This window comes from Arthrobacter sp. Marseille-P9274, assembly GCF_946892675.1.
Lineage (GTDB): Bacteria > Actinomycetota > Actinomycetes > Actinomycetales > Micrococcaceae > Crystallibacter.
The window spans coordinates 527,353-544,625 of the sequence record NZ_CAMPOV010000002.1 but is presented as its reverse complement, the minus strand read 5'-3'; the positions used below and the strand labels follow the sequence as shown (position 1 = coordinate 544,625).

The 17,273-nt window shown below is 69.2% G+C and carries 20 protein-coding genes; 13 read left to right on the top strand and 7 right to left on the bottom strand.

All coding sequences use genetic code 11. The features are described 5' to 3' along the window. Window positions 1–11: 11 nt before the first annotated feature. Entirely contained in the window at window positions 12–890 is an 879-nt protein-coding gene (locus OC550_RS15780) for a hypothetical protein (RefSeq protein ID WP_262106867.1), read from the top strand. A 33-nt stretch (window positions 891–923) separates the two neighbouring features. Here the strand turns inward: OC550_RS15780 and OC550_RS15775 are convergent, their stop codons facing one another. Beyond that, entirely contained in the window at window positions 924–1,121 is a 198-nt protein-coding gene (locus OC550_RS15775) for a hypothetical protein (protein WP_262106866.1), read from the bottom strand. Between the two features lie 297 nt (window positions 1,122–1,418). Here OC550_RS15775 and OC550_RS15770 point away from each other — a divergent pair, with 297 nt between their 5' ends. The 8 genes from OC550_RS15770 (at window position 1,419) to OC550_RS15735 (ending at window position 7,575) form a co-directional block, all read left to right on the top strand. Then, the gene (locus OC550_RS15770; protein WP_262106865.1) at window positions 1,419–2,087 is read left to right on the top strand and encodes a hypothetical protein; all 669 of its coding nucleotides are present in this window, start codon (window positions 1,419–1,421) and stop codon (window positions 2,085–2,087) included. Window positions 2,088–2,089: 2 nt separating this feature from the next. Further along, on the top strand, window positions 2,090–2,380 hold the full coding sequence (locus OC550_RS15765; protein WP_262106864.1) for a transcriptional regulator: 291 nt from the start codon (window positions 2,090–2,092) through the stop codon (window positions 2,378–2,380). 67 nt (window positions 2,381–2,447) lie between these two features. Beyond that, window positions 2,448–3,416, top strand: a complete 969-nt coding sequence (locus OC550_RS15760) for an ABC transporter ATP-binding protein (RefSeq protein ID WP_262106863.1) — start codon at window positions 2,448–2,450, stop codon at window positions 3,414–3,416. Further along, window positions 3,413–4,243 (top strand): ABC transporter permease, encoded by an 831-nt coding sequence (locus OC550_RS15755; RefSeq protein WP_262106862.1) that lies wholly within the window; start codon window positions 3,413–3,415, stop codon window positions 4,241–4,243. Before OC550_RS15760 ends, OC550_RS15755 begins: the two co-directional genes overlap by 4 nt. 23 nt (window positions 4,244–4,266) lie before the next feature. Then, complete coding sequence (locus OC550_RS15750) at window positions 4,267–5,613, top strand: MATE family efflux transporter (protein WP_262106861.1); 1,347 nt, start codon at window positions 4,267–4,269, stop codon at window positions 5,611–5,613. A 10-nt stretch (window positions 5,614–5,623) separates the two neighbouring features. Next, window positions 5,624–6,184: a hypothetical protein gene (locus tag OC550_RS15745; RefSeq protein ID WP_262106860.1), complete on the top strand. Its 561-nt coding sequence runs from the start codon at window positions 5,624–5,626 to the stop codon at window positions 6,182–6,184. 110 nt (window positions 6,185–6,294) lie between these two features. Then, the gene (locus OC550_RS15740; protein ID WP_262106859.1) at window positions 6,295–6,699 is read left to right on the top strand and encodes a hypothetical protein; all 405 of its coding nucleotides are present in this window, start codon (window positions 6,295–6,297) and stop codon (window positions 6,697–6,699) included. Between the two features lie 27 nt (window positions 6,700–6,726). Continuing rightward, complete coding sequence (locus OC550_RS15735) at window positions 6,727–7,575, top strand: DUF1206 domain-containing protein (protein WP_262106858.1); 849 nt, start codon at window positions 6,727–6,729, stop codon at window positions 7,573–7,575. A 5-nt stretch (window positions 7,576–7,580) separates the two neighbouring features. Here OC550_RS15735 and OC550_RS15730 read toward each other — a convergent pair whose 3' ends face one another. Next, complete coding sequence (locus OC550_RS15730; RefSeq protein WP_262106857.1) at window positions 7,581–7,946, bottom strand: YtxH domain-containing protein; 366 nt, start codon at window positions 7,944–7,946, stop codon at window positions 7,581–7,583. A gap of 43 nt (window positions 7,947–7,989) precedes the next feature. Next, the gene (locus tag OC550_RS15725) at window positions 7,990–8,565 is read right to left on the bottom strand and encodes a CGNR zinc finger domain-containing protein (protein ID WP_262106856.1); all 576 of its coding nucleotides are present in this window, start codon (window positions 8,563–8,565) and stop codon (window positions 7,990–7,992) included. A 115-nt stretch (window positions 8,566–8,680) separates the two neighbouring features. Between OC550_RS15725 and OC550_RS15720 the strand changes: the two genes are divergently transcribed. The 3 genes from OC550_RS15720 to OC550_RS15710 all read left to right on the top strand — a co-directional run bounded on the left by OC550_RS15720 (window position 8,681) and on the right by OC550_RS15710 (window position 11,801). After that, a complete protein-coding gene (locus tag OC550_RS15720; RefSeq protein ID WP_262106855.1) occupies window positions 8,681–9,691 on the top strand; it encodes a DMT family transporter in 1,011 nt (336 codons plus the stop codon). Between the two features lie 263 nt (window positions 9,692–9,954). Next, the gene (locus tag OC550_RS15715) at window positions 9,955–11,313 is read left to right on the top strand and encodes an MFS transporter (RefSeq protein ID WP_262106854.1); all 1,359 of its coding nucleotides are present in this window, start codon (window positions 9,955–9,957) and stop codon (window positions 11,311–11,313) included. A 218-nt stretch (window positions 11,314–11,531) separates the two neighbouring features. Then, window positions 11,532–11,801, top strand: a complete 270-nt coding sequence (locus OC550_RS15710) for a DUF2277 domain-containing protein (protein WP_262106853.1) — start codon at window positions 11,532–11,534, stop codon at window positions 11,799–11,801. A 141-nt stretch (window positions 11,802–11,942) separates the two neighbouring features. Here OC550_RS15710 and OC550_RS15705 read toward each other — a convergent pair whose 3' ends face one another. From OC550_RS15705 to OC550_RS15690, 4 genes are all read right to left on the bottom strand, one after another. Continuing rightward, window positions 11,943–14,264: a cation-translocating P-type ATPase gene (locus tag OC550_RS15705; RefSeq protein ID WP_262106852.1), complete on the bottom strand. Its 2,322-nt coding sequence runs from the start codon at window positions 14,262–14,264 to the stop codon at window positions 11,943–11,945. 86 nt (window positions 14,265–14,350) lie between these two features. Further along, window positions 14,351–14,578 carry a heavy-metal-associated domain-containing protein gene (locus OC550_RS15700; protein ID WP_262106851.1) on the bottom strand — a complete coding sequence of 76 codons (228 nt, stop codon included), beginning with the start codon at window positions 14,576–14,578 and terminating at the stop codon, window positions 14,351–14,353. 26 nt (window positions 14,579–14,604) lie between these two features. After that, entirely contained in the window at window positions 14,605–14,979 is a 375-nt protein-coding gene (locus OC550_RS15695) for a metal-sensitive transcriptional regulator (RefSeq protein ID WP_262106850.1), read from the bottom strand. Window positions 14,980–15,070: 91 nt separating this feature from the next. Next, a complete protein-coding gene (locus OC550_RS15690) occupies window positions 15,071–16,573 on the bottom strand; it encodes an MFS transporter (RefSeq protein WP_262106849.1) in 1,503 nt (500 codons plus the stop codon). Between the two features lie 89 nt (window positions 16,574–16,662). On the opposite strand from OC550_RS15690, the gene OC550_RS15685 reads away from it, so the two are divergent. Next, a complete protein-coding gene (locus OC550_RS15685; RefSeq protein WP_262106848.1) occupies window positions 16,663–17,202 on the top strand; it encodes a TetR/AcrR family transcriptional regulator in 540 nt (179 codons plus the stop codon). Window positions 17,203–17,273 lie beyond the last annotated feature (71 nt).

Genomic DNA, 17,273 nt, shown 5'->3' with positions numbered 1-17,273 from the left:
AGAGGCTCCACATGCCCGCAGATGATTTTGCTGAGCCCGCCCGCACCGGCGGCGGAACCTCCCCGGGCAGCCGACTGTGCCGGCGCGGCCTCCGTCGCATGGTGCTGCTCCTGGCTTGTTGGGCCGCTGCCGCGGTTGTCGGCTTAGCCGGTGCTCCCGGTGCCGCCGCGGCCCCGGCGAAGGGAAGCAACGACACGCCGCTCGGCAACGACGTCTCCTGGCGGCAGTGCAACAAGGCGCTGCCGAGCGGGCAGGCCTTCGGAATCGTCGGCGTCAACGGCGGCCTGGCCAACAACACCAACCCCTGCTTTGCCGACCAGTTGGCCTGGGCGCAGAAGTCGTCGGGCGGCACCGGCCAGCCGCTGGTCGCGCTCTACGTCAACACGGCGAACCCCGGCCATGCCGGTTCGTGGTGGCCGGTCAGCAATGAGTACGGCGGCACGATCGTCAACAACCCGTACGGCGCCTGCCAGGGCGGCGAGGATGCAGCCTGCGCCTACATGTACGGCTACGCCAAGGCCTACGACGACGTCCATCTTCGCGGCGTCAGCAACCCCTCCGTCTACCTGTGGTGGCTGGACGTGGAAACCGGAAACAGCTGGTCGGCGGACCGGCAGGCCAACAGGGCGGACCTTGAAGGCATGACCGCCTACTTCCAGAGCATCGGGGCCCGCGTCGGCCTGTATGCGGGCTCCTCGCAGTGGGCGCAGATCGTCGGCCAGGTGCCGGCCGGAAGCAATCTCAACAGCTTGCCGAGCTGGCTGGCCGGAGCCCGCACCCTGAACGGAGCCAAGAACAACTGCGCTTCCGCGCCGCTCACGCCGGGCGGCCGGGTAACGTTGACGCAGTTTGTCTCCCGCGGCTTCGACTACGACTACTCCTGCATTTAGGTCCGATCAGGCTCCAGGTCCTCGATTCCGTTCCTAGGCTCCCTCGCGGCGGACGTTGGCCCAGTCCTCTGCAGCGGCGAGGTGGCGCCGGGCCGCGGCGACAACCGCTTCGGGGCGTGGGTCGGACCAGACACGTTCGAGCTCGGCGAGGGTGTCGGCCACGATCAGCCGCGCGAGGGACAGGGCCTTCGACTCGCCGGCCGCATAGCTGATCCCAAATGCGTCGGTCATACCGGATGTTCGAAGCAGGACGGCCGTTCGGATTGGCCACGGAGCCCGAGCGAAGTGCCCGGTCTATACGCTGGCGGACTTCTGCTTCGGCTGCCGGCTCGCAGGCGAAGACGACACGGATTACGACGCCGCGCGCGTCCTCCCGGGTACTGTCACGTTGGGATGCGGTGTGGTGGGGCACCAGCGGGCAGGGCGGGTCGTGGTCCCAGCTGCCGCATTCACTACTGAGCTCTTGCGGCAAATCAGTTTGTAGTACAAACTAGTTTGTAGAATCGCCGTTAGGAAGCAGGGAGAGCCATGACACCGCAAGCCCAGGAACGTCCCGCCGAGCGCGGGGAACCGGAAGAGGCGCCGCTGGATCTGCATGCCGCGCTCCGCCTGGTCAATGACGCGGAAACCCGTGCCCGGCGCGAGCTCTACGGCGATGATGCGATGGTCTACCTCATCTGGGGCCTGGCCTGGCTGGTCGGCTACGGCGGACTGCACGGCGCCCGCTTCGGCTGGCTGCCGCTCGCACCGGAGCAGGCCATGCTGATCTTCGGAGCCTGCATTCTGGTGGCGCTGGTCTCGACCGTCGTCATCATCACCCGGCAGAGCCGCGGAATCCGCGGGCACTCGTCCTTCCTCGGCGCGGTGTACGGCGGCGGATGGGCGCTGGGCTTCATGACCATGGGCGCGCTCGGAGGCGTGGTCGTCGCGATGACCGACGATTACTGGCTGCGCAGCATGGCCTTCAACGGCATCGCCATCCTGATCGTCGGGCTGATGTACATGGCAGGCGGTGCGATGTTCAACGACCGGAACCAGGCCGTCCTGGGCGTCTGGTTCCTGGTGGTAAACATCGTTTCGCTGCTGGCCGGCCCCGTGCACTTCCTGACCGTGCTGGCGGTCCTGGGTCCGGCCGGCTTCTTCGCAGCGGCCCTCGCGGGCACCGTCCGCCGCCGTCGCCTCCTGGCAGGTGCGTGAGCATGCCGGAGCTCGACCCGGTGATCCACGCCGAGTCCCGCCTGCGCACCATCACGGTGCTCAACCAGGTGGGGGAGCGGGACAAGATCGCCTTCACCAAACTCCGCAAGATCCTCGAGATGACCGCCGGTAACCTCTCCACCCACCTGCGCAAGCTCGAAGACGCCGGCTACATCGAAGTCACCAAGACCATCGAGGGCCGCACTCCCGCCACCTACGTGGGCATCACGCCCAAGGGCCGCGCTGCCTACACCGCCTACCGCGACGCGCTCAAGGAACTGCTCGGCGGCTGAAACCAAGCCACATCCACCGTCCGCGGTCCGCGGGCGGAGCTGAACTGCGCCATCCTGAGGAGCACACATGTCAGTCCCTGCACCATCTTTGGCACTACCCACAGTAACTACTGAAGGTACGACGCCGGTCCTCGCCTCGGCCACCGGGGTCGCCAAGAGCTTCGGCCAAGTGAAGGCCCTGGACGGGCTCAGCCTTGCGATCAACGCCGGCGAGGCCGTGGGACTCCTCGGGCCGAACGGCGCCGGCAAGTCCACGCTGATCAGCCTGCTCTGCGGGCTGCGCCGTCCGGATGCCGGCTCCGTGGAACTGTTCAACCGGAACCCGCTGGACCCGGAGGCCCGGCTGCAGCTGGGCATCACCCCGCAGGCCACCTCCGTCCCGCAGACGCTCAAGCTGCGGGAGACGGTTGACTTCGTGGCCGCCCACTACGCGGACCCGATCCCGACCTCCGAACTGCTGGACCGTTTTGGCCTGTCGGACATGGCGGACCGGCAGTGCGGCGCTCTCTCCGGCGGGCAGCAGCGCCGGCTGCTCGTGGCGCTGGCCCTGGTCGGGCGTCCCCGGCTGGTCATCCTCGACGAGCCGACCACCGGCCTGGACGTGGACGCCCGCGAGACGCTGTGGCAGCAGCTTCGGGACTACCGCGCCGGGGGCGGCACGCTGCTGATCACCAGCCACTACCTCGAAGAGATCCAGGCGCTGGCCAGCCGGGTCGTGGTCGTCGACCACGGCACCATCGTCGCGGACGGCACCGTGGAGGAGGTCCGCAGCCACGTGGCAATTAGCCGGGTCACGTTCCACAGCCCGCTGCCGCCGTCGTACTTTGGCTCCTGGCCGCACACGGTCGGTTCCTCCCTGGCCGCTTCCGGGGTGACGACCATTGTCACGCAGGACGCCGACGCCACGGTCCGCCGCCTCGTGGAGGAGGGCATCGGCTTCAGCGGCCTCGAAGTCCACGCCGCCACGCTGGAGGAAGCCTTCGTGGCCCTCACCCGGCATTCCGGCACAGCCACCACCGAAGAGGAACCCGCATGAGCGCCCTGACCCAGCCCGTTCCCGTGTCGGACTCAACCGCCGTCCGGCCGGCGCCAAGCCACGCCGCGCTGGTCCTGGCGCACTCGAAGGCGCAGGTCCTCGAGCAGCTGCGGATTCCGGTGGCGGTCATCTCCTCCACCGTCTTCCCGGCGCTGGTGCTGCTGTTCTTCGTCGTCCCGCAGGAGCTGGTGACGTCGAACCCGATGGCGTCGCTGACCGCGGTGGCGCAACTGGCGGTCTTCGGCGTGATGAGCTCGTTCCTGTTCAACTACGGCATCGGCATCGCGGAGGAGCGGGCCAACCCGTGGAGCAGCTACCTGCGGACGCTGCCGGTAGGTCCTGTGCCGCCGACCATTGCCCGGGCGGTGCCGGCCATGCTGTTCGCGCTGTTTGCGCTGGTCCCGGTGCTGGCGATCGGGGCCCTGCTGACGTCGGCGCCGGAGGCCTTTGGCGACGGCGGCCTCTCCTGGTGGCGGGTGCCGCTGGCCGTCGCAGTCTGGCTGTCCTGCGGGCTGCCGTTCCTGGCGCTCGGGCTGTTCATCGGCTACCGGTGCACCTCCAAGGTGGCCGTGGCGGTGACGCAGGTGGTGTTCTTCCCGATGGCCTTCGCCGGCGGGATGATGATGCCGCCGGCGGCGTTCCCGGAGTGGCTCAATACCCTTTCGCTCTTCCTGCCGTCCCGCGCCGCCCGCGATGTGTCGGTCTTCGCCCTGACCGGAGAGGGCCTGGAGGCCGGCTCGGTCCTGTGCCTCGCGGTGTGGATGGTGCTGCTGGGTGGCCTGGCGCTGTGGGCAAACCGGCGGGACCAGGGGCGCCGCTTCCGCTAGCGCCGGGCCCTAAGCTGGGAAGCGTGACTTCACGACAAACCGCGGTCCGGCCCCAGCAGGGCCTCAACCGCACGATCCTCGCCCTGGCCCTCCCGGCCTTCGGGGCCCTGGTGGCCGAGCCGCTGTTCCTCCTGGCCGACTCCGCGATCGTGGGGCACCTGGGCGTGGCGCAGCTGGCTGGAGTGGGCCTGGCGGCCACCGTGGTGCAGACTGCCGTCGGCCTGATGGTGTTCCTGGCCTACTCCACGACCCCCGCGGTGGCGCGCATGCTCGGCGCGGGCCGGATCGCGGAGGCGCTGGCGATCGGGCGCGACGGCATCTGGCTGGCGGTGCTGCTGGGGCTGATTCTCTCGGTGGCGGGCTGGTTCAGCGCGCCTGCCCTCGCATCGGCCATGGGCGCCGCCGGCGAGGTCCACGAGTACGCCGTCGACTACCTGCGTTGGTCGATGCCCGGCCTGACCGCGATGCTGATCGTCCTCGCCGCCACCGGCGTGCTGCGCGGGCTGCAGGACACCAAGACGCCACTGCTCGTGGCGGGCATCGGGTTCATGGTCAATATCGGACTGAACTTCGCGCTGGTGTACGGGCTCGACCTCTCGGTGGCCGGCTCGGCGCTCGGCACCAGCCTGGCACAGTGGGGCATGGCCGCGGTCTACCTGGTCATCGTCTACCGGGCCGCCGTCAAGTACCGCATCCCGCTCGCGCCGACCTGGTCCGGCATCAAGTCCACTACGCACGTGGGCTCCTGGCTGATGCTGCGCACGCTGAGCCTGCGGATCGCCATCCTGGCCACCGTCTTCGTCGCCACCGCGCAGGGCCCGGTGAGCCTGGCGGGGCACCAGCTCGTGATGACGGTCTTCACCTTCCTGGCCTTCGCCCTGGACGCCATCGCCATCGCCGCGCAGGCCCTGATCGGCAAGGAGCTCGGCGCCGGCAACAAGCCGCTGGCCCACTCGCTGACCCGCCGGATGATCGTCTGGGGCGTGGGCTTCGGGGTGCTCACCGGAGCCGTCCTGGGGCTCGCCGGGCCGCACCTGGGCTGGATGTTCACGTCGGATCCGGCCGTGCAGGAGGCGTTCGCCGTCGGCGTGCTGCTGCTGGCCCTCAGCCAGCCGATCTGCGGCTTCGTCTTCGTGCTCGACGGCGTGCTGATCGGGGCGGGCGACGCGAAATACCTGGCGATTTCCGGCGTCGTAAATCTCCTGATGTACCTGCCGCTGCTGGCCCTGGTCGACGCCGGACGGCTGTCCGGCGCCGCGGGCCTGGTGTGGCTGTGGGCGGCCTTTGGGCTCGGCTACATGGCCGCCCGCGCGCTGACCCTCGGCTGGCGCGTGCGCAACGATGCGTGGATGGTCACCGGGGCGCACTAAACTCGAGGGGGTGAGCACCAACAGAGCAGACCAGGCCGCAGCCTACTGGCAACCCATCATGCTGAGGGCTCTCGTGGCCGCGGTCTTCGGGGCCCTGACCATCTTCTGGCAGGAGCCGGGCGAGGCCGTCATGGCTGTGGCCGGCGGGCTCTACCTGCTGCTCAGCGGCGCCGCCGTGTGGATGCTCTCGCGCAGGCCCGCGGCGGGGGACTACCGCACGCTGCTGACGCTCCAGGCCGGGGCCTTCGCCGTCGCCGGCCTGCTCGCCATGGCCCTGCAGGCCCCGGCGACGTTCACCATCCTCGCCACGGCAGCCCTGCTGATCGGCGGCGGCGCGGAACTGGTGCTCTGGTGGCAGAACCGCGGTGCGCGGGGCTCCGTGCTCGCCAAGGACTGGCTCATCACCGGCGCCGTGTCGGTCGGTTTCGGCGCCGCCATGCCCTTCTTCACGCACCTTGGCGCGCACGCGCTACTCGGCGTGCTCGGCGGGTCGGCCATCATCATCGCCGTCGTGCTGGGAATCGCGGCGCTCAGTTACCGGTTCGATGCTCGGAAGGCCGCGGCCGCCTAAGTCCGGCCCCCGCGCCCGCCCGGGTGCCGGCTTGCCGCCCGCGAAGCCCGGCTTCTTCTACAGCCGGTAGACTTGTGTGGAAAGCTTTGCAGTATTCAGGAGGATTCATCGTGGGGACCAAGCCGTCCGGAGCATCCAACGAGGCGCGGATGTCCGTCAAGGGGCCGCTGATCTTCTCGGCGGTGCTCGCGGTCATCGCCGGCTTCTTCACGATGATCTTCTCCACCGGGGGTGCCGGCAACGAGCTGCGCTGGGATCTGGGCATCACGGCCGCGGGCATCGCGTTCATCGCGTCGCTGCTGCTGGTCGCCGTGCTGACCATGGCCAGCAAGGAGAACCCCGGCCACCTGAGCGAGGGCTCGGGCGTCAACCGAGTCTCCTCCAAGATTCCCGGCGGGGCCGGCAGCGTGGGCAATCCGCGGAGCAATGCGGACGGCCGTCGGCCGGGGACACCGCCCCGCGAGGAGCCGGATCCGGACAATAACGACGACGGCGGGACGCCGCGAAGCGCCTGACCCGCGTACCGTGCGCTAGGGGCTGCGGTGCAGGAAATTAGCGGCGAGAACCAAGCCGATTCGCTGGCGGCGCGTACGGCTGACGCCGCCGAGGAACTCTCCAACACCAGGACGCTGGACGTGCTGGCGAGGTTTGGCTTCGCTGTGCTCGGCCTAGTGCACATCCTCATCGGCGCTATCGCCCTCCGGATCGCCTTCGGCGGCTACGGCGAGGCAGACCCTGCTGGTGCGGTGGATGTGCTGGCGGCCAGCGCCCCGTTCGGGCCGATCGTGATGTGGAGCTGCTTTCTGGGCTGCGCCGGCCTCGCCCTGTGGCAATTCAGCGAGGCGACCTTCCGGGCCCGGCACCTGCCGCGGAAGCGCGAGCGGGTATCCAAGGCCATCTCCTCGGGATCGCTCAGCATTGCCTACGGGCTGTTTTCGCTCACGTTTGCCCGCTACGCCCTCGGCGGCCGCTCGGACTCGGGCGAGTCCACCAAGGATTTGACCGCGGCGCTGCTGGCCACCGGACCGGGCATGGCCCTGCTGGTGGCGGCGGGCGGCACGGTCTTCGGCATCGGCGTCTACTTCGTGGTCAAGGCGCTGCGCCTCAAGTTCAAGGAAGAACTCAACCTCGGGGTGACCAAACGCGGCCGCACAGTGAACGGCCTCGGCGTCTTCGGGCACATCGCCAAGGGCGTGGCCCTAATGCTGATGGGGCTGTTGATCGTCATCGCCACGCTCAAGCACGACCCGGCGGAGTCGACCGGCCTGGACGGGAGCCTTAAAGCACTGCCGGAACACCCGTTCGGTGTTCCGGCACTGCTGGCGATCGCCCTGGGGCTGATCTGCTACGGCATATTCGCGATGATCAGGGCCCGGCACGGGCGGATGTAGCGGGGCTACGCGAGCGGATCCTGGTCCGGCCGGGACGGGTCACGCAGGAACTCGCCGGTTGCCGTGGGGCTGGTGGTTCCGGTGACGCCCGGGCTGGTGGTGCCGGCCGTGCCGGTGCCCGCGTGCCCGGCTCCGTGGCCGTCGTCGTTCTTGTGGAAGACTTCCTTGGCCTTCTCGCTGACCTTCTCCTGCACCTGCGGGGCCTTCTGCTTGGCCCACTCGGTACTCTCGGACACCTTGTGCTGGAGCTTCGGATCGTTCCAGAGCTTCTGGGCCTCCGTCTTGAGCTTTTCGTAGCTCTCCCGCCCGGAGCGCGAGCCGAGCAGGAATCCGACGCCGACGCCTGCCAGGAAAACTGCTTTCTTCATCATGGCTGTTCCTCCAGTTCGTAGGTGGGTATTACTACTCCATTCCTCAGCCTACTGATGATTTCCGGATTCGCAACGGGGCGGCGGCAGCTTTGCGGGCCCGGTAGGCGGCGACATGCGTGCGGTTGGCGCAGTTGCCGGTGTCGCAGAAGCGCTTCGAGCGGTTGCGCGACAGGTCGACCAGGACGGCGTTGCAGTCTTCGGCCTCGCACACCCGCAGGCGCTCGAGCTCCTGGTCGCGGATCACGTCGACGAAAGCCATCGCGGCCTCGACCGCCATCCGGACCTCCAGCGGCGCCTCGCGCGTGGTGGCGTGCAGGTGGTACTCCCAATGGTCATGCTTGACGAGCTGGGGGAGCGCCCGGCCGTTCCGCAGGATATTGTTGACCAGCCGTACGGCCTCATCTTCTTCCGCGGTCCAGATGGCGCGCAACTGCGGCCGCAGGTGGCGGACCGCGCGCAGCTCATGCATGGTGTGCGTGCGGGAACCCGTGTACCCGTTGACCTCCAGGAATTCGTCCAGGTCCGCCATGGTCTTGAGCCGGTCCACTTCGTTTTCGGCGGTATTGATGAGCTTTGCCGCGTCTAGCAGCGAGGCCTCGGTGTCATGGGCAAAAACCATCTTGACTCCTGAACGGGAACGAAAGTACTGTCACTACTATACCCGTTTTAGCCCCTGACATTCCGCTGCAATGAGGCAGCGAGGGCAGGGCTCCAGTCCGATAGTCGAGGTCCCCATGGCCGGCAAAACCGCCCACGTTCCGGCTGCCCGCGCGGTTCCGCCCGCGGCTGTCTCCGGTGTGGGTATCGCGCTGCTCTCGTCCGCCGTGTTCGGGCTGTCAGGCTCCTTCGCCAAGTCGCTGCTGGAGGCGGGCTGGACGCCGGGTGCCGCCGTCGCCCTCCGCATGATCGGAGCCGCACTGGTGCTTGCGGTCCCCGCCTCCCTGGCCCTGCGCGGACGCTGGCACCAGGTGCGGGGCAATTGGAGGACGATCGTGCTCTTCGGCCTGATCGGCGTGGCGGGCTGCCAGCTTTTCTACTTCAACGCGGTGAGGACCCTCTCGGTGGGCGTGGCGCTGCTGCTGGAGTTCCTCGCGCCGGTGCTGATCGTGCTGTGGCTGTGGCTGACCAGCCGGCGCATGCCCAGGCCGGCGACGCTGGCCGGGGCGGTGCTGTCCGTTGCCGGGCTGATGCTCGTGCTGGATGTGTTCGGTTCCGCCCGGCTGGATCCCGCCGGGGTGCTCTGGGGGCTGGGTGCGGCCGTCTGCCTGGTCATCTACTTCTTCATCACCGCCAAACAGAACGATTCGCTTCCGCCGCTGGTGCTCGCGGCCGGCGGGCTGCTGGTGGGCGGGGCGGTGATGCTGCTGCTCGGCGCCGTCGGTGCCGTGCCCATGGGGTTCAGCACCGACGACGTCACCCTGGGCGGCTGGAGCACCCCGTGGTGGGTCCCAATGCTCGGACTCGTGCTGTTCTCCACGGTCCTCTCCTACGTCACGGGCATCATGGCCGCGCGGATCCTGGGCTCCAAGGTGGCCTCCTTCGTATCGCTGACGGAGGTGCTCTTCGCGGTGCTCTGGGCCTGGCTGCTCCTGGGCGAATTGCCCGCGGCCGTCCAGTTGCTCGGCGGGGTGCTGATTGTCGCCGGCGTCGTGCTGGTCCGCCTGGGCGAACTGCGGTCGCAGCCGCTCAGGATGAGGCCCGCGGAGCCCGTCCCCGCCCGGAACCGGGGCGACGCCGGAGCCTAGGGGGCGCCGTCGTACTTTAGCGCCACCTGCTACGACTTGCTCGGCTGGGCGCCGCGGCCCGCCGCGAACCGCGCCGCGCCCGCAAACCCCGCCGCGCCGGCCGGAGCGGTGAGCTTACTCACAATGTGTGGCGGTCGACACGGCAGGGGGTGCCCGGGGCCATATACTTTCTCTCTGATACCGAACGTTCGTTCACCTGTCGAACCGATCTTTCTTCCCGAGTCGCACGGTCGGTCCAGGCATCAGCAAGAGTTAGGCCCCGAATGGATATCAAGTCGCGGATCGAAGCCGCCCCCATGAAGCGGACGCAGATCGGCATTATCGCCGTCTGCGCCGCCCTGTACATGATCGACGGCTTCGACGTTCTCGTCATGGCGTTCAGCGCCAACGCCGTCTCCGAGTACTGGGGCCTGAGCGCCGGACAGCTGGGCATGCTGCTCAGCTCCGCCCTGGTCGGCATGGCCCTCGGTTCGATCTTCGTTTCCACGATTGCGGACATCATCGGCCGCCGGAAGACCCTCCTGCTGGGCGCCACCGTCGTCGCGCTCGGCATGCTGGCCTCAGCCTTCGTGCCCAGTTACGGACTGCTGGTCGTGCTGCGCTTCATCACCGGCCTGGCGGTAGGAACCCTGCAGGCCACCGCCAACGTGCTGGCCTCCGAGTTCGCCAACGCCAAGCGCCGCTCCACCTCGCTGGCCCTGGTCAGCATCGGCCAGCCCATCGGCGGCGTGGTCGGCGGCCTGATTACCGGTGTCCTGATCCAGGCCTACGGGTGGCGCGCGGCCTTCATGTTCGGCGCCGTCATCACGCTGGTCATGATCCCGATCATCTGGCGCGCCGTGCCGGAATCGATCGACTACCTGCTGGTCCGCCGCCCGGCCAACGCCCTGGAGCGCGTCAACAAGGTACTGGCCCGCATCGAGCAGCCGGCCGTCTCCCTGCTGCCCGATGCCGCCCCGGCCCCCGCGAAGAAGAAGTCCCGCTTCGCCGACGTGCTCACCGGCACCAACGCCCGCCGCACCATCCTGATTTCGCTGAGCTACTTCGTCCTGATGGCCAGCTTCTACTTCGCCAACTCCTGGACCCCGAAGCTGGTCACCGCCAGCGGCTTCAGCCAGCAGGACGGCATCAACGCGGGCGTGCTCTTCAGCGTCGGCGCGATCGTCGGGGCCGTGACCCTCGGCTTCTTCGGCGCGCGCTTCCCGATGCGCAAGGTCCTCGCCGTCTTCTTCATCCTCGGCGGCCTGACCTTCGGCGCGTTCTCGCTCTCCACCGGGTCCCTGGCCGGCGCCCTGCTGGCGGCGTTCCTGGTGGGCTTCGGCTCCAACGCCCCGATCGCCGGCATGCTGGCCATCAGCCCGACCTACTACTCCTCCGAGGTCCGCGGCACCGCGCTGGGCCTGGTCATCGGCATGGGCCGGGTCGGGTCCATCGCCTCGCCGATTATCGCCGGCGCGCTGATGGACGGCGGCTGGCAGCCGACGGATCTGTACTTCCTGTTCATCGTCCCGATGCTGCTCGGCGCGGCGTTCATCTCGATGCTGGGCAAGCCGGTGCTGGCTGTCGCGGCCCCGGCTGGTGAGTCCGAGCGCGATGACCACGAACTCAGCGCAAGCCGCTGATCCTGCCCGTGCGGGGTGTGACACAAGCGCTGCCCGCGCGGCTTTCCCCTAACGACGGCGGGGCCCAGCTTAAGCGGCTGGGCCCCGCCTTCGTGTGAGCGGCCGGTCTCTTCTGCGAACGGGCGTCAGATTTGCTCCGACGGCTCGGTAGCGTGCGGCGACCGGGCGGGGCAGACTGGAAGGAGCCAGCCTGAGCCCGTTCCCGTCGAGGAGGCATCATGTGCCGCAACATCCGCCAGCTCCACAACTTCGAGCCGTCCGCCACGAACGCCGAGATTGAAGCCGCCGCCCTGCAGTTTGTGCGCAAGGTCAGCGGCAGCAACAAGCCCTCCAAGGCGAACGAGCAGGCCTTCAACGAGGCCGTCCACGAGATCGCGCACATCACGCAGCACCTGCTCGACTCGCTCGTCACGACGGCGCCGCCGAAGAACCGGGATGACGAGGCGGCGAAGGCCAAGGCCCGCGCCGCCGTCCGCTACGGCACCTAGGCGGACTGCCGCCGCCTGCCGATTCTGCTGCGTTCTGGAATTCTGCCGCCGTTTTAGACCGTAGGAGAAACTCCAAAACGCAGCGGAATGAGTCGTTTGCGCGAAGCGGCGGCTGCCGAGCGGCGCTTGGGGGAGCGCCGGCTACCGGGCGAACCTGCGCAGCCGCAGCGAGTTGGCCACCACCAGCACCGAGCTGGCGGCCATTGCGGCCCCGGCGACCATCGGGTTCAGCAGGCCCAGTGCCGCGATGGGGATGCCGAGCGTGTTGTAGGCGAACGCCCAGAACAGGTTGCCCTTGATCGTGGACAGCGTCCTGCGGCTGAGCTCGATGGACTGCACCACCTGGCCGAGCTCGCTGCCCATCACGGTGATGTCGGCGGCCTCGATCGCCACGTCCGTGCCCGCGCCCATGGCGATCCCGAGGTCCGCCTGTGCCAGCGCCGCCGCGTCGTTCACGCCGTCGCCCACCATCGCCACGGTCCGGCCCTCGGCCTGCAGCTGCTTCACCGCCGCGACCTTGCCTTCCGGCAGGACGTCGGCCTGCACGTCCTCGGGGGCAATACCGACGGCGGCGGCCACCTGGGCGGCCACTGCGGCGTTGTCACCGGTCAGCAGGGCCGGCCGCAGGCCGAGCTCCTTCAGCCGCGCGACGGCGGCGGCCGAGCCCGGCTTGACGGTGTCCTTCAGGCTGACGATGCCGGCCACGGCGCCGTCCACGGCAACCCAGACGGCCGTCGCGCCCGCCTCCTGCTGCGCCCGGAAGGCCGCCAGCTGTTCCTCGTCCGGGGCGATGCCGTTCTCCTCCAGCCACTTGCTCCGCCCCGCCACCACGGTGACGTTCCCGCCGTCGTTCGCGGAAACGGTGCCGCGCACGCCGCCCCCGGCCGCGCTGTGGAAATCGGAGAGCGCCGGCAGCACCGCCCCGCGCTCCTGTGCCGCGGCGACCACCGCGCGGGCGATCGGGTGCTCCGACCCGGCCTCTACCGCGGCCCCGAGCCATAGCACGTCCGCCTCGGCATGCCCGTTCAGCGCCGCCACGGAACTGACCGACTGCTTGCCGGTGGTGACCGTGCCGGTCTTGTCCAGCAGGATCGTGTCCACATGCCGGGTGTCCTCGAGGATCTGCGGGCCCTTGATCAGGATGCCCAGCTGCGACGCCCGGCCCGTGCCGGTCAGCAGTGCGGTCGGCGTGGCCAGCCCCAGCGCACAGGGGCACGCGATCACCAGCACGGTGACGGCGGCCGTAAAAGCGGACTGCAGGTCGCCCGCGAAGACCAGCCACAGGACGAACGTGAGCGCGGCGATGGCCAGCACGATCGGCACGAATACCGAGCTGATTCGGTCCGCCAGCCGTGCGATTGGCGCCTTGCCGGCCTGCGCCTGGCTCACCAGCCGCCCCATCTGCGCCAGCGTGGTATCCGAGCCGACGCGGGTGGCCCGCACCAGCAGCCGGCCGGAGGTGTTGATGGTCGCGCCCGTGACGGCGTCGTCCGCCTCCACATCCACCGGAACGGACTCGCCGGTGATGAGGGAGGTGTCGACGGCGGAGCGGCCCTCCACGACGTAGCCGTCCGTCGCGATCTTCTCGCCCGGCCGGACCACGATCAGGTCGCCCGGCACCAGTTGCTCCGCGGCGACCTGGACCTCCGCGCCGTCGCGCAGCACGGTGGCCTCCTTGGCGCCCAGGCTGAGCAGCGCCTTCAGCGCGTCGCCGGCCTTCTGCTTGGCGTTCGCCTCCAGGTAGCGGCCCAGCAGGAGGAAGGTAACGATGACGGCGGCCGTCTCGAAATACAAGGCTCCCTCCGCCATGCCGGAATGCTGCTGCGCGGTCATCATCGGATCCATGGCCAGTTGCCACGCCGAGAAGAGGAACGCCGCGAGCACGCCGATGGAAACCAGGGTGTCCATGGTGGAGGCCAGATGGCGGGCGTTGACGGCGGCGGCGCGGTGGAACGGCCAGGCGGCCCAGAACACCACGGGGGCCGAGAGCGCCAAGGCCGCCCAGCCCCAGTGCGGGAACTGCGCGCCGGGCACCATGGAGATCACGACGACGGGCACGGTCAGCAGCGCCGCGACCCAGAGCCGCGGGCGGAGCTGCCGGGCGGTGCCGCCGTGGGCCATGTGGTCTTCGGTTCCGGCATCGTCCAGGTGGTCCATTGGCCCGGCGTGCTCGGCGTGCTCGGCGGACTCGGCGCGGTCCGCGTGCCCTGCCGCCTTGACCCGCGCCCGGTAGCCCGTGGCGTTCACGGTCTCGACCAGCTGCTGGTCCGTGATGCCCGCGGGCACCGTCACCTGCGCCGATTCAAGCGGCAGGTTCACGCTCGCGTGCACGCCCTCGATCTTGCCGAGCTTGCGTTCCACGCGGTTCACGCAGGAGGCGCAGGTCATGCCCTCGATCTCGAGTTCGACCAGGCGCGACGGCCCCGCCTCGCCTGCCACCCATGTGTCCGTTTCGTGGGTCATCGCTGCCCCGTTCCCTCCTGCCAAGTCTGATGGCGGCGCGGTAGGGCACCGCTCGCGACGTGCCCTACCTAAAGTGCCCTGCTTCGCTACGCCTCGTCCGCAACCACGAGGTAGCCGGCTTCTGCCACGGCCTCGCCGACCTGTTCCGGATCCAGTTGGCCCGCGGACTGGACGGTGGCGGTGGAAATCCCGCCCTTGTTCAGCTCGATCGCAACCTCTTGGACGCCCTCGATCGCGGTGAGTTCCTCGGTGACGGCCGCAATGCAGTGGCCACAGGTCATGCCGTCGATGCTGACTTTGGTAATGGTGCTCATGGTGCTCTCCTTGGGGAATGGGCGGTTCAGCGGAGCAGACGGCCGATGGCGTCCGTGGCTTCCTTGACCTTCTCCTGCACGATTGCGGGGTCCGCGGAGGCCTCGGATTCCTTGGCCGCTCCGACGACGCAGTGCGAGATGTGGTCCTCGAGCAGCCCGATGCTCACGGCGTGCAGCGCCTTGTTGACGGCGGCCACCTGCGTCAGGATGTCGATGCAGTACTTGTCCTCATCGACCATCCGCGCAATGCCGCGCACCTGGCCTTCGATCCGCTTCAGCCGGCGCTGGTACGCCGCCTTGTCCGTCGTGTAGGCATGGCCGACGTGGGGGTCGACGGCGGACGCCTCCGCGTGTGCGAGGGCTTCCGCTTCGGTGTCGACGGCGGCCGGTTCCGGGTTCATGGCTGCTCCTTCCGTGTCCTGCCCACACAGTCTATACCCCCTTGGGGTATAGAGCAATGAATCGGCCGGGTTCGCTCGACGGCGATCCGGCTCAGGCCTGGACGCCCCGCAGGGTCCGGAAGGCCAGCCAGGCCGCGGCCAGCATCAGCACGGCGGCGATGCCCGCGGTGATCGACACACCGCTGTCGAAGGCCCGGAAGGCCGAGTCCAGCAGGGCGTCTGCGCTCCGCGCCGGGAGGTCGGCCGCGGTATTGATCGCGCCGCCCAATGTTTCGCCGGCAGCCGCCGCCTGTTCCGGGTCCAGGCCGGCCGGCAGTTCGACGTTGTCGCGGTACGAGGACACCAGGATGCTGCCCAGCAGTGCCGTTCCGAACACGGAGCCGACCTCGTAGGCCGTCTCCGAGACCGCGGAGGCGGCACCGGACTTGGCTGCGGGCACGCTGGAGAGGATTAAATCGTTGGACAGGGTCTCGGAGGCGCCGACGCCCGCTCCCAGCACGACGAAGGCCAGCATTAGCCACCCGGCCGAGCCGTCCTCGGAGGAAGCCACCATCCAGTAGGCCGCGGCCGAAAGCAGCAGGGCGCCGGAGACCACCAGATGCGGCTGGATCCGCCGGACCAGCGGCACGGCGAGCAGGCCGGCCGCAATCGTCACCGCGAGGCCGGGCAGCAGCACCAGCCCCGCCTCCAGCGGGCCGAGCCCGAGCACCAGCTGCAGGTGCTGCGAGACGAAGTAGAGGAAGCCCACCAGCGAGAAGATGGCCAGCAGGTTGACCAGCACCGCGCCGGTGAACGGCCGCACCGCAAAGAGGCGCACGTCCAGCATCGGACTCGTGCGGGAGAGCTGGCGCCGCGTGAACAGCCAGCCGGAGGCCAGCCCGACGGCGGCGCTCGCCAGGGTTGCGGGCAAGCCACCGTCGTTGGCCAGGTTTTTGATGGCGTAGACGACGGGCAGCATGGTAGCGATCGAGAGCGCGATGCTGACCACGTCCACGCCGCCCGGCGATGGATCGCGGGACTCGGGCACGAACGCCGGGGTCAGCGCGAGCATGAGCACCAGTACGGGCACGGCGAGCAGGAAGACCGCGCCCCAGTGGAAGTGCTCCAGCAGGAAGCCTCCGAGCAGCGGGCCCAGGGCGGCACCGGCGGAGAAGCCGGCCGCCCAGATCGCGATGGCCAGCCGGCGCTGGCCGCGGTCACCGAAGATGTTGCGGATCAGCGACAGCGTGGCCGGCATCAGCATGGAGCCGAAGATGCCCAGTCCGGCCCGCGCCGCGACGAGCAGCTCGGCGCTGGGGGAGAACGCGGCGACCGCCGACAGGGCTGCGAACCCGGCCGCGCCGATCATCAGCATCCGCCGGCGGCCGAAGCGGTCGCCCAGGCTGCCCATCGCGACCAGCAGTCCGGCCAGCACCAGCGGGTAGATGTCGATGATCCACAGCAGCGTGGTGCCGCTGGTGTTGAAGTCCAGCGAAATGGCCGGCAGGGCGAAGCTGAGGACCGTGTTGTCGACGGCGACCAGTAGGACGGGCAGCATGAGCACCGCCAGGGCGGTCCACTCCTTGCGGCCGGCGCGTTGGGTGATCGTGAGCATACTGCACCTCCTGGAGGAACGAACGGGAACGGCATAACTGTACCGTCTGGACGGTTTATAAACAATTCGCCGACCCGTAGGATGGAGCCATGGCCAGCGCGAAAGACCGGATCCTCGACAGCTTTGAAGACATCCTCATCAAAGAGGGTGAACGGGCCGCCACCATGGACGCGGTAGCCGCCGCGGCCGGAGTCTCCAAGGGCGGGCTGCTCTACCACTTCCCGTCCAAGGAAGCGATGGTGGAAGGACTGTGCCAGCGGCTCGAGGCGCTGACCGAAGACGACGCCGTGAAGATCGGCGCCGCGCCCGAAGGCGCCGCGCGCTACTACGTGCGGACCTCGCACTACGTGGATTCACCCCTGGACCGGGCGATCGTCGCGGTGGCCCGGCTGGTGCAGCAGGGCCACCCGGCGGCCGCGCATGCCTTCTCGCGGATCCAGGACCTGTGGCTGAAGGCGCTCGAGGAAGCCCTGGGCAGCCGGCCGCTGGCCCAGGCGGTCAAGCTGATGGGGGACGGGCTGTACTACAGCGCGACGTTCTTCTCCGGTAACGCCCAGCCTGCCGACGTCACCGAGGTGGAAATGGAAGCGCTGCTCGAGCAGGTCGACGCGCTCGTGGCGCGCAATTAATCCGGGCCGGTTCGTCCGGGAGGCCCCGGGGCGGGGGAGCAAGGGCCAGGCGGGCCGGCCGGGAGGGGCCG

Bases quoted from the DNA above. Each gene is read 5' to 3' on its own strand.
- OC550_RS15780 (WP_262106867.1), top strand. From the start codon at position 12: ATGCCCGCAGATGATTTTGCTGAGCCCGCCCGCACCGGCGGCGGAACC.
- OC550_RS15775 (WP_262106866.1), bottom strand. From the start codon at position 1,121: ATGACCGACGCATTTGGGATCAGCTATGCGGCCGGCGAGTCGAAGGCC.
- OC550_RS15770 (WP_262106865.1), top strand. From the start codon at position 1,419: ATGACACCGCAAGCCCAGGAACGTCCCGCCGAGCGCGGGGAACCGGAA.
- OC550_RS15765 (WP_262106864.1), top strand. From the start codon at position 2,090: ATGCCGGAGCTCGACCCGGTGATCCACGCCGAGTCCCGCCTGCGCACC.
- OC550_RS15760 (WP_262106863.1), top strand. From the start codon at position 2,448: ATGTCAGTCCCTGCACCATCTTTGGCACTACCCACAGTAACTACTGAA.
- OC550_RS15755 (WP_262106862.1), top strand. From the start codon at position 3,413: ATGAGCGCCCTGACCCAGCCCGTTCCCGTGTCGGACTCAACCGCCGTC.
- OC550_RS15730 (WP_262106857.1), bottom strand. From the start codon at position 7,946: ATGATGAAGAAAGCAGTTTTCCTGGCAGGCGTCGGCGTCGGATTCCTG.
- OC550_RS15725 (WP_262106856.1), bottom strand. From the start codon at position 8,565: ATGGTTTTTGCCCATGACACCGAGGCCTCGCTGCTAGACGCGGCAAAG.
- OC550_RS15720 (WP_262106855.1), top strand. From the start codon at position 8,681: ATGGCCGGCAAAACCGCCCACGTTCCGGCTGCCCGCGCGGTTCCGCCC.
- OC550_RS15715 (WP_262106854.1), top strand. From the start codon at position 9,955: ATGGATATCAAGTCGCGGATCGAAGCCGCCCCCATGAAGCGGACGCAG.
- OC550_RS15710 (WP_262106853.1), top strand. From the start codon at position 11,532: ATGTGCCGCAACATCCGCCAGCTCCACAACTTCGAGCCGTCCGCCACG.
- OC550_RS15705 (WP_262106852.1), bottom strand. From the start codon at position 14,264: ATGACCCACGAAACGGACACATGGGTGGCAGGCGAGGCGGGGCCGTCG.
- OC550_RS15700 (WP_262106851.1), bottom strand. From the start codon at position 14,578: ATGAGCACCATTACCAAAGTCAGCATCGACGGCATGACCTGTGGCCAC.
- OC550_RS15695 (WP_262106850.1), bottom strand. From the start codon at position 14,979: ATGAACCCGGAACCGGCCGCCGTCGACACCGAAGCGGAAGCCCTCGCA.
- OC550_RS15690 (WP_262106849.1), bottom strand. From the start codon at position 16,573: ATGCTCACGATCACCCAACGCGCCGGCCGCAAGGAGTGGACCGCCCTG.
- OC550_RS15685 (WP_262106848.1), top strand. From the start codon at position 16,663: ATGGCCAGCGCGAAAGACCGGATCCTCGACAGCTTTGAAGACATCCTC.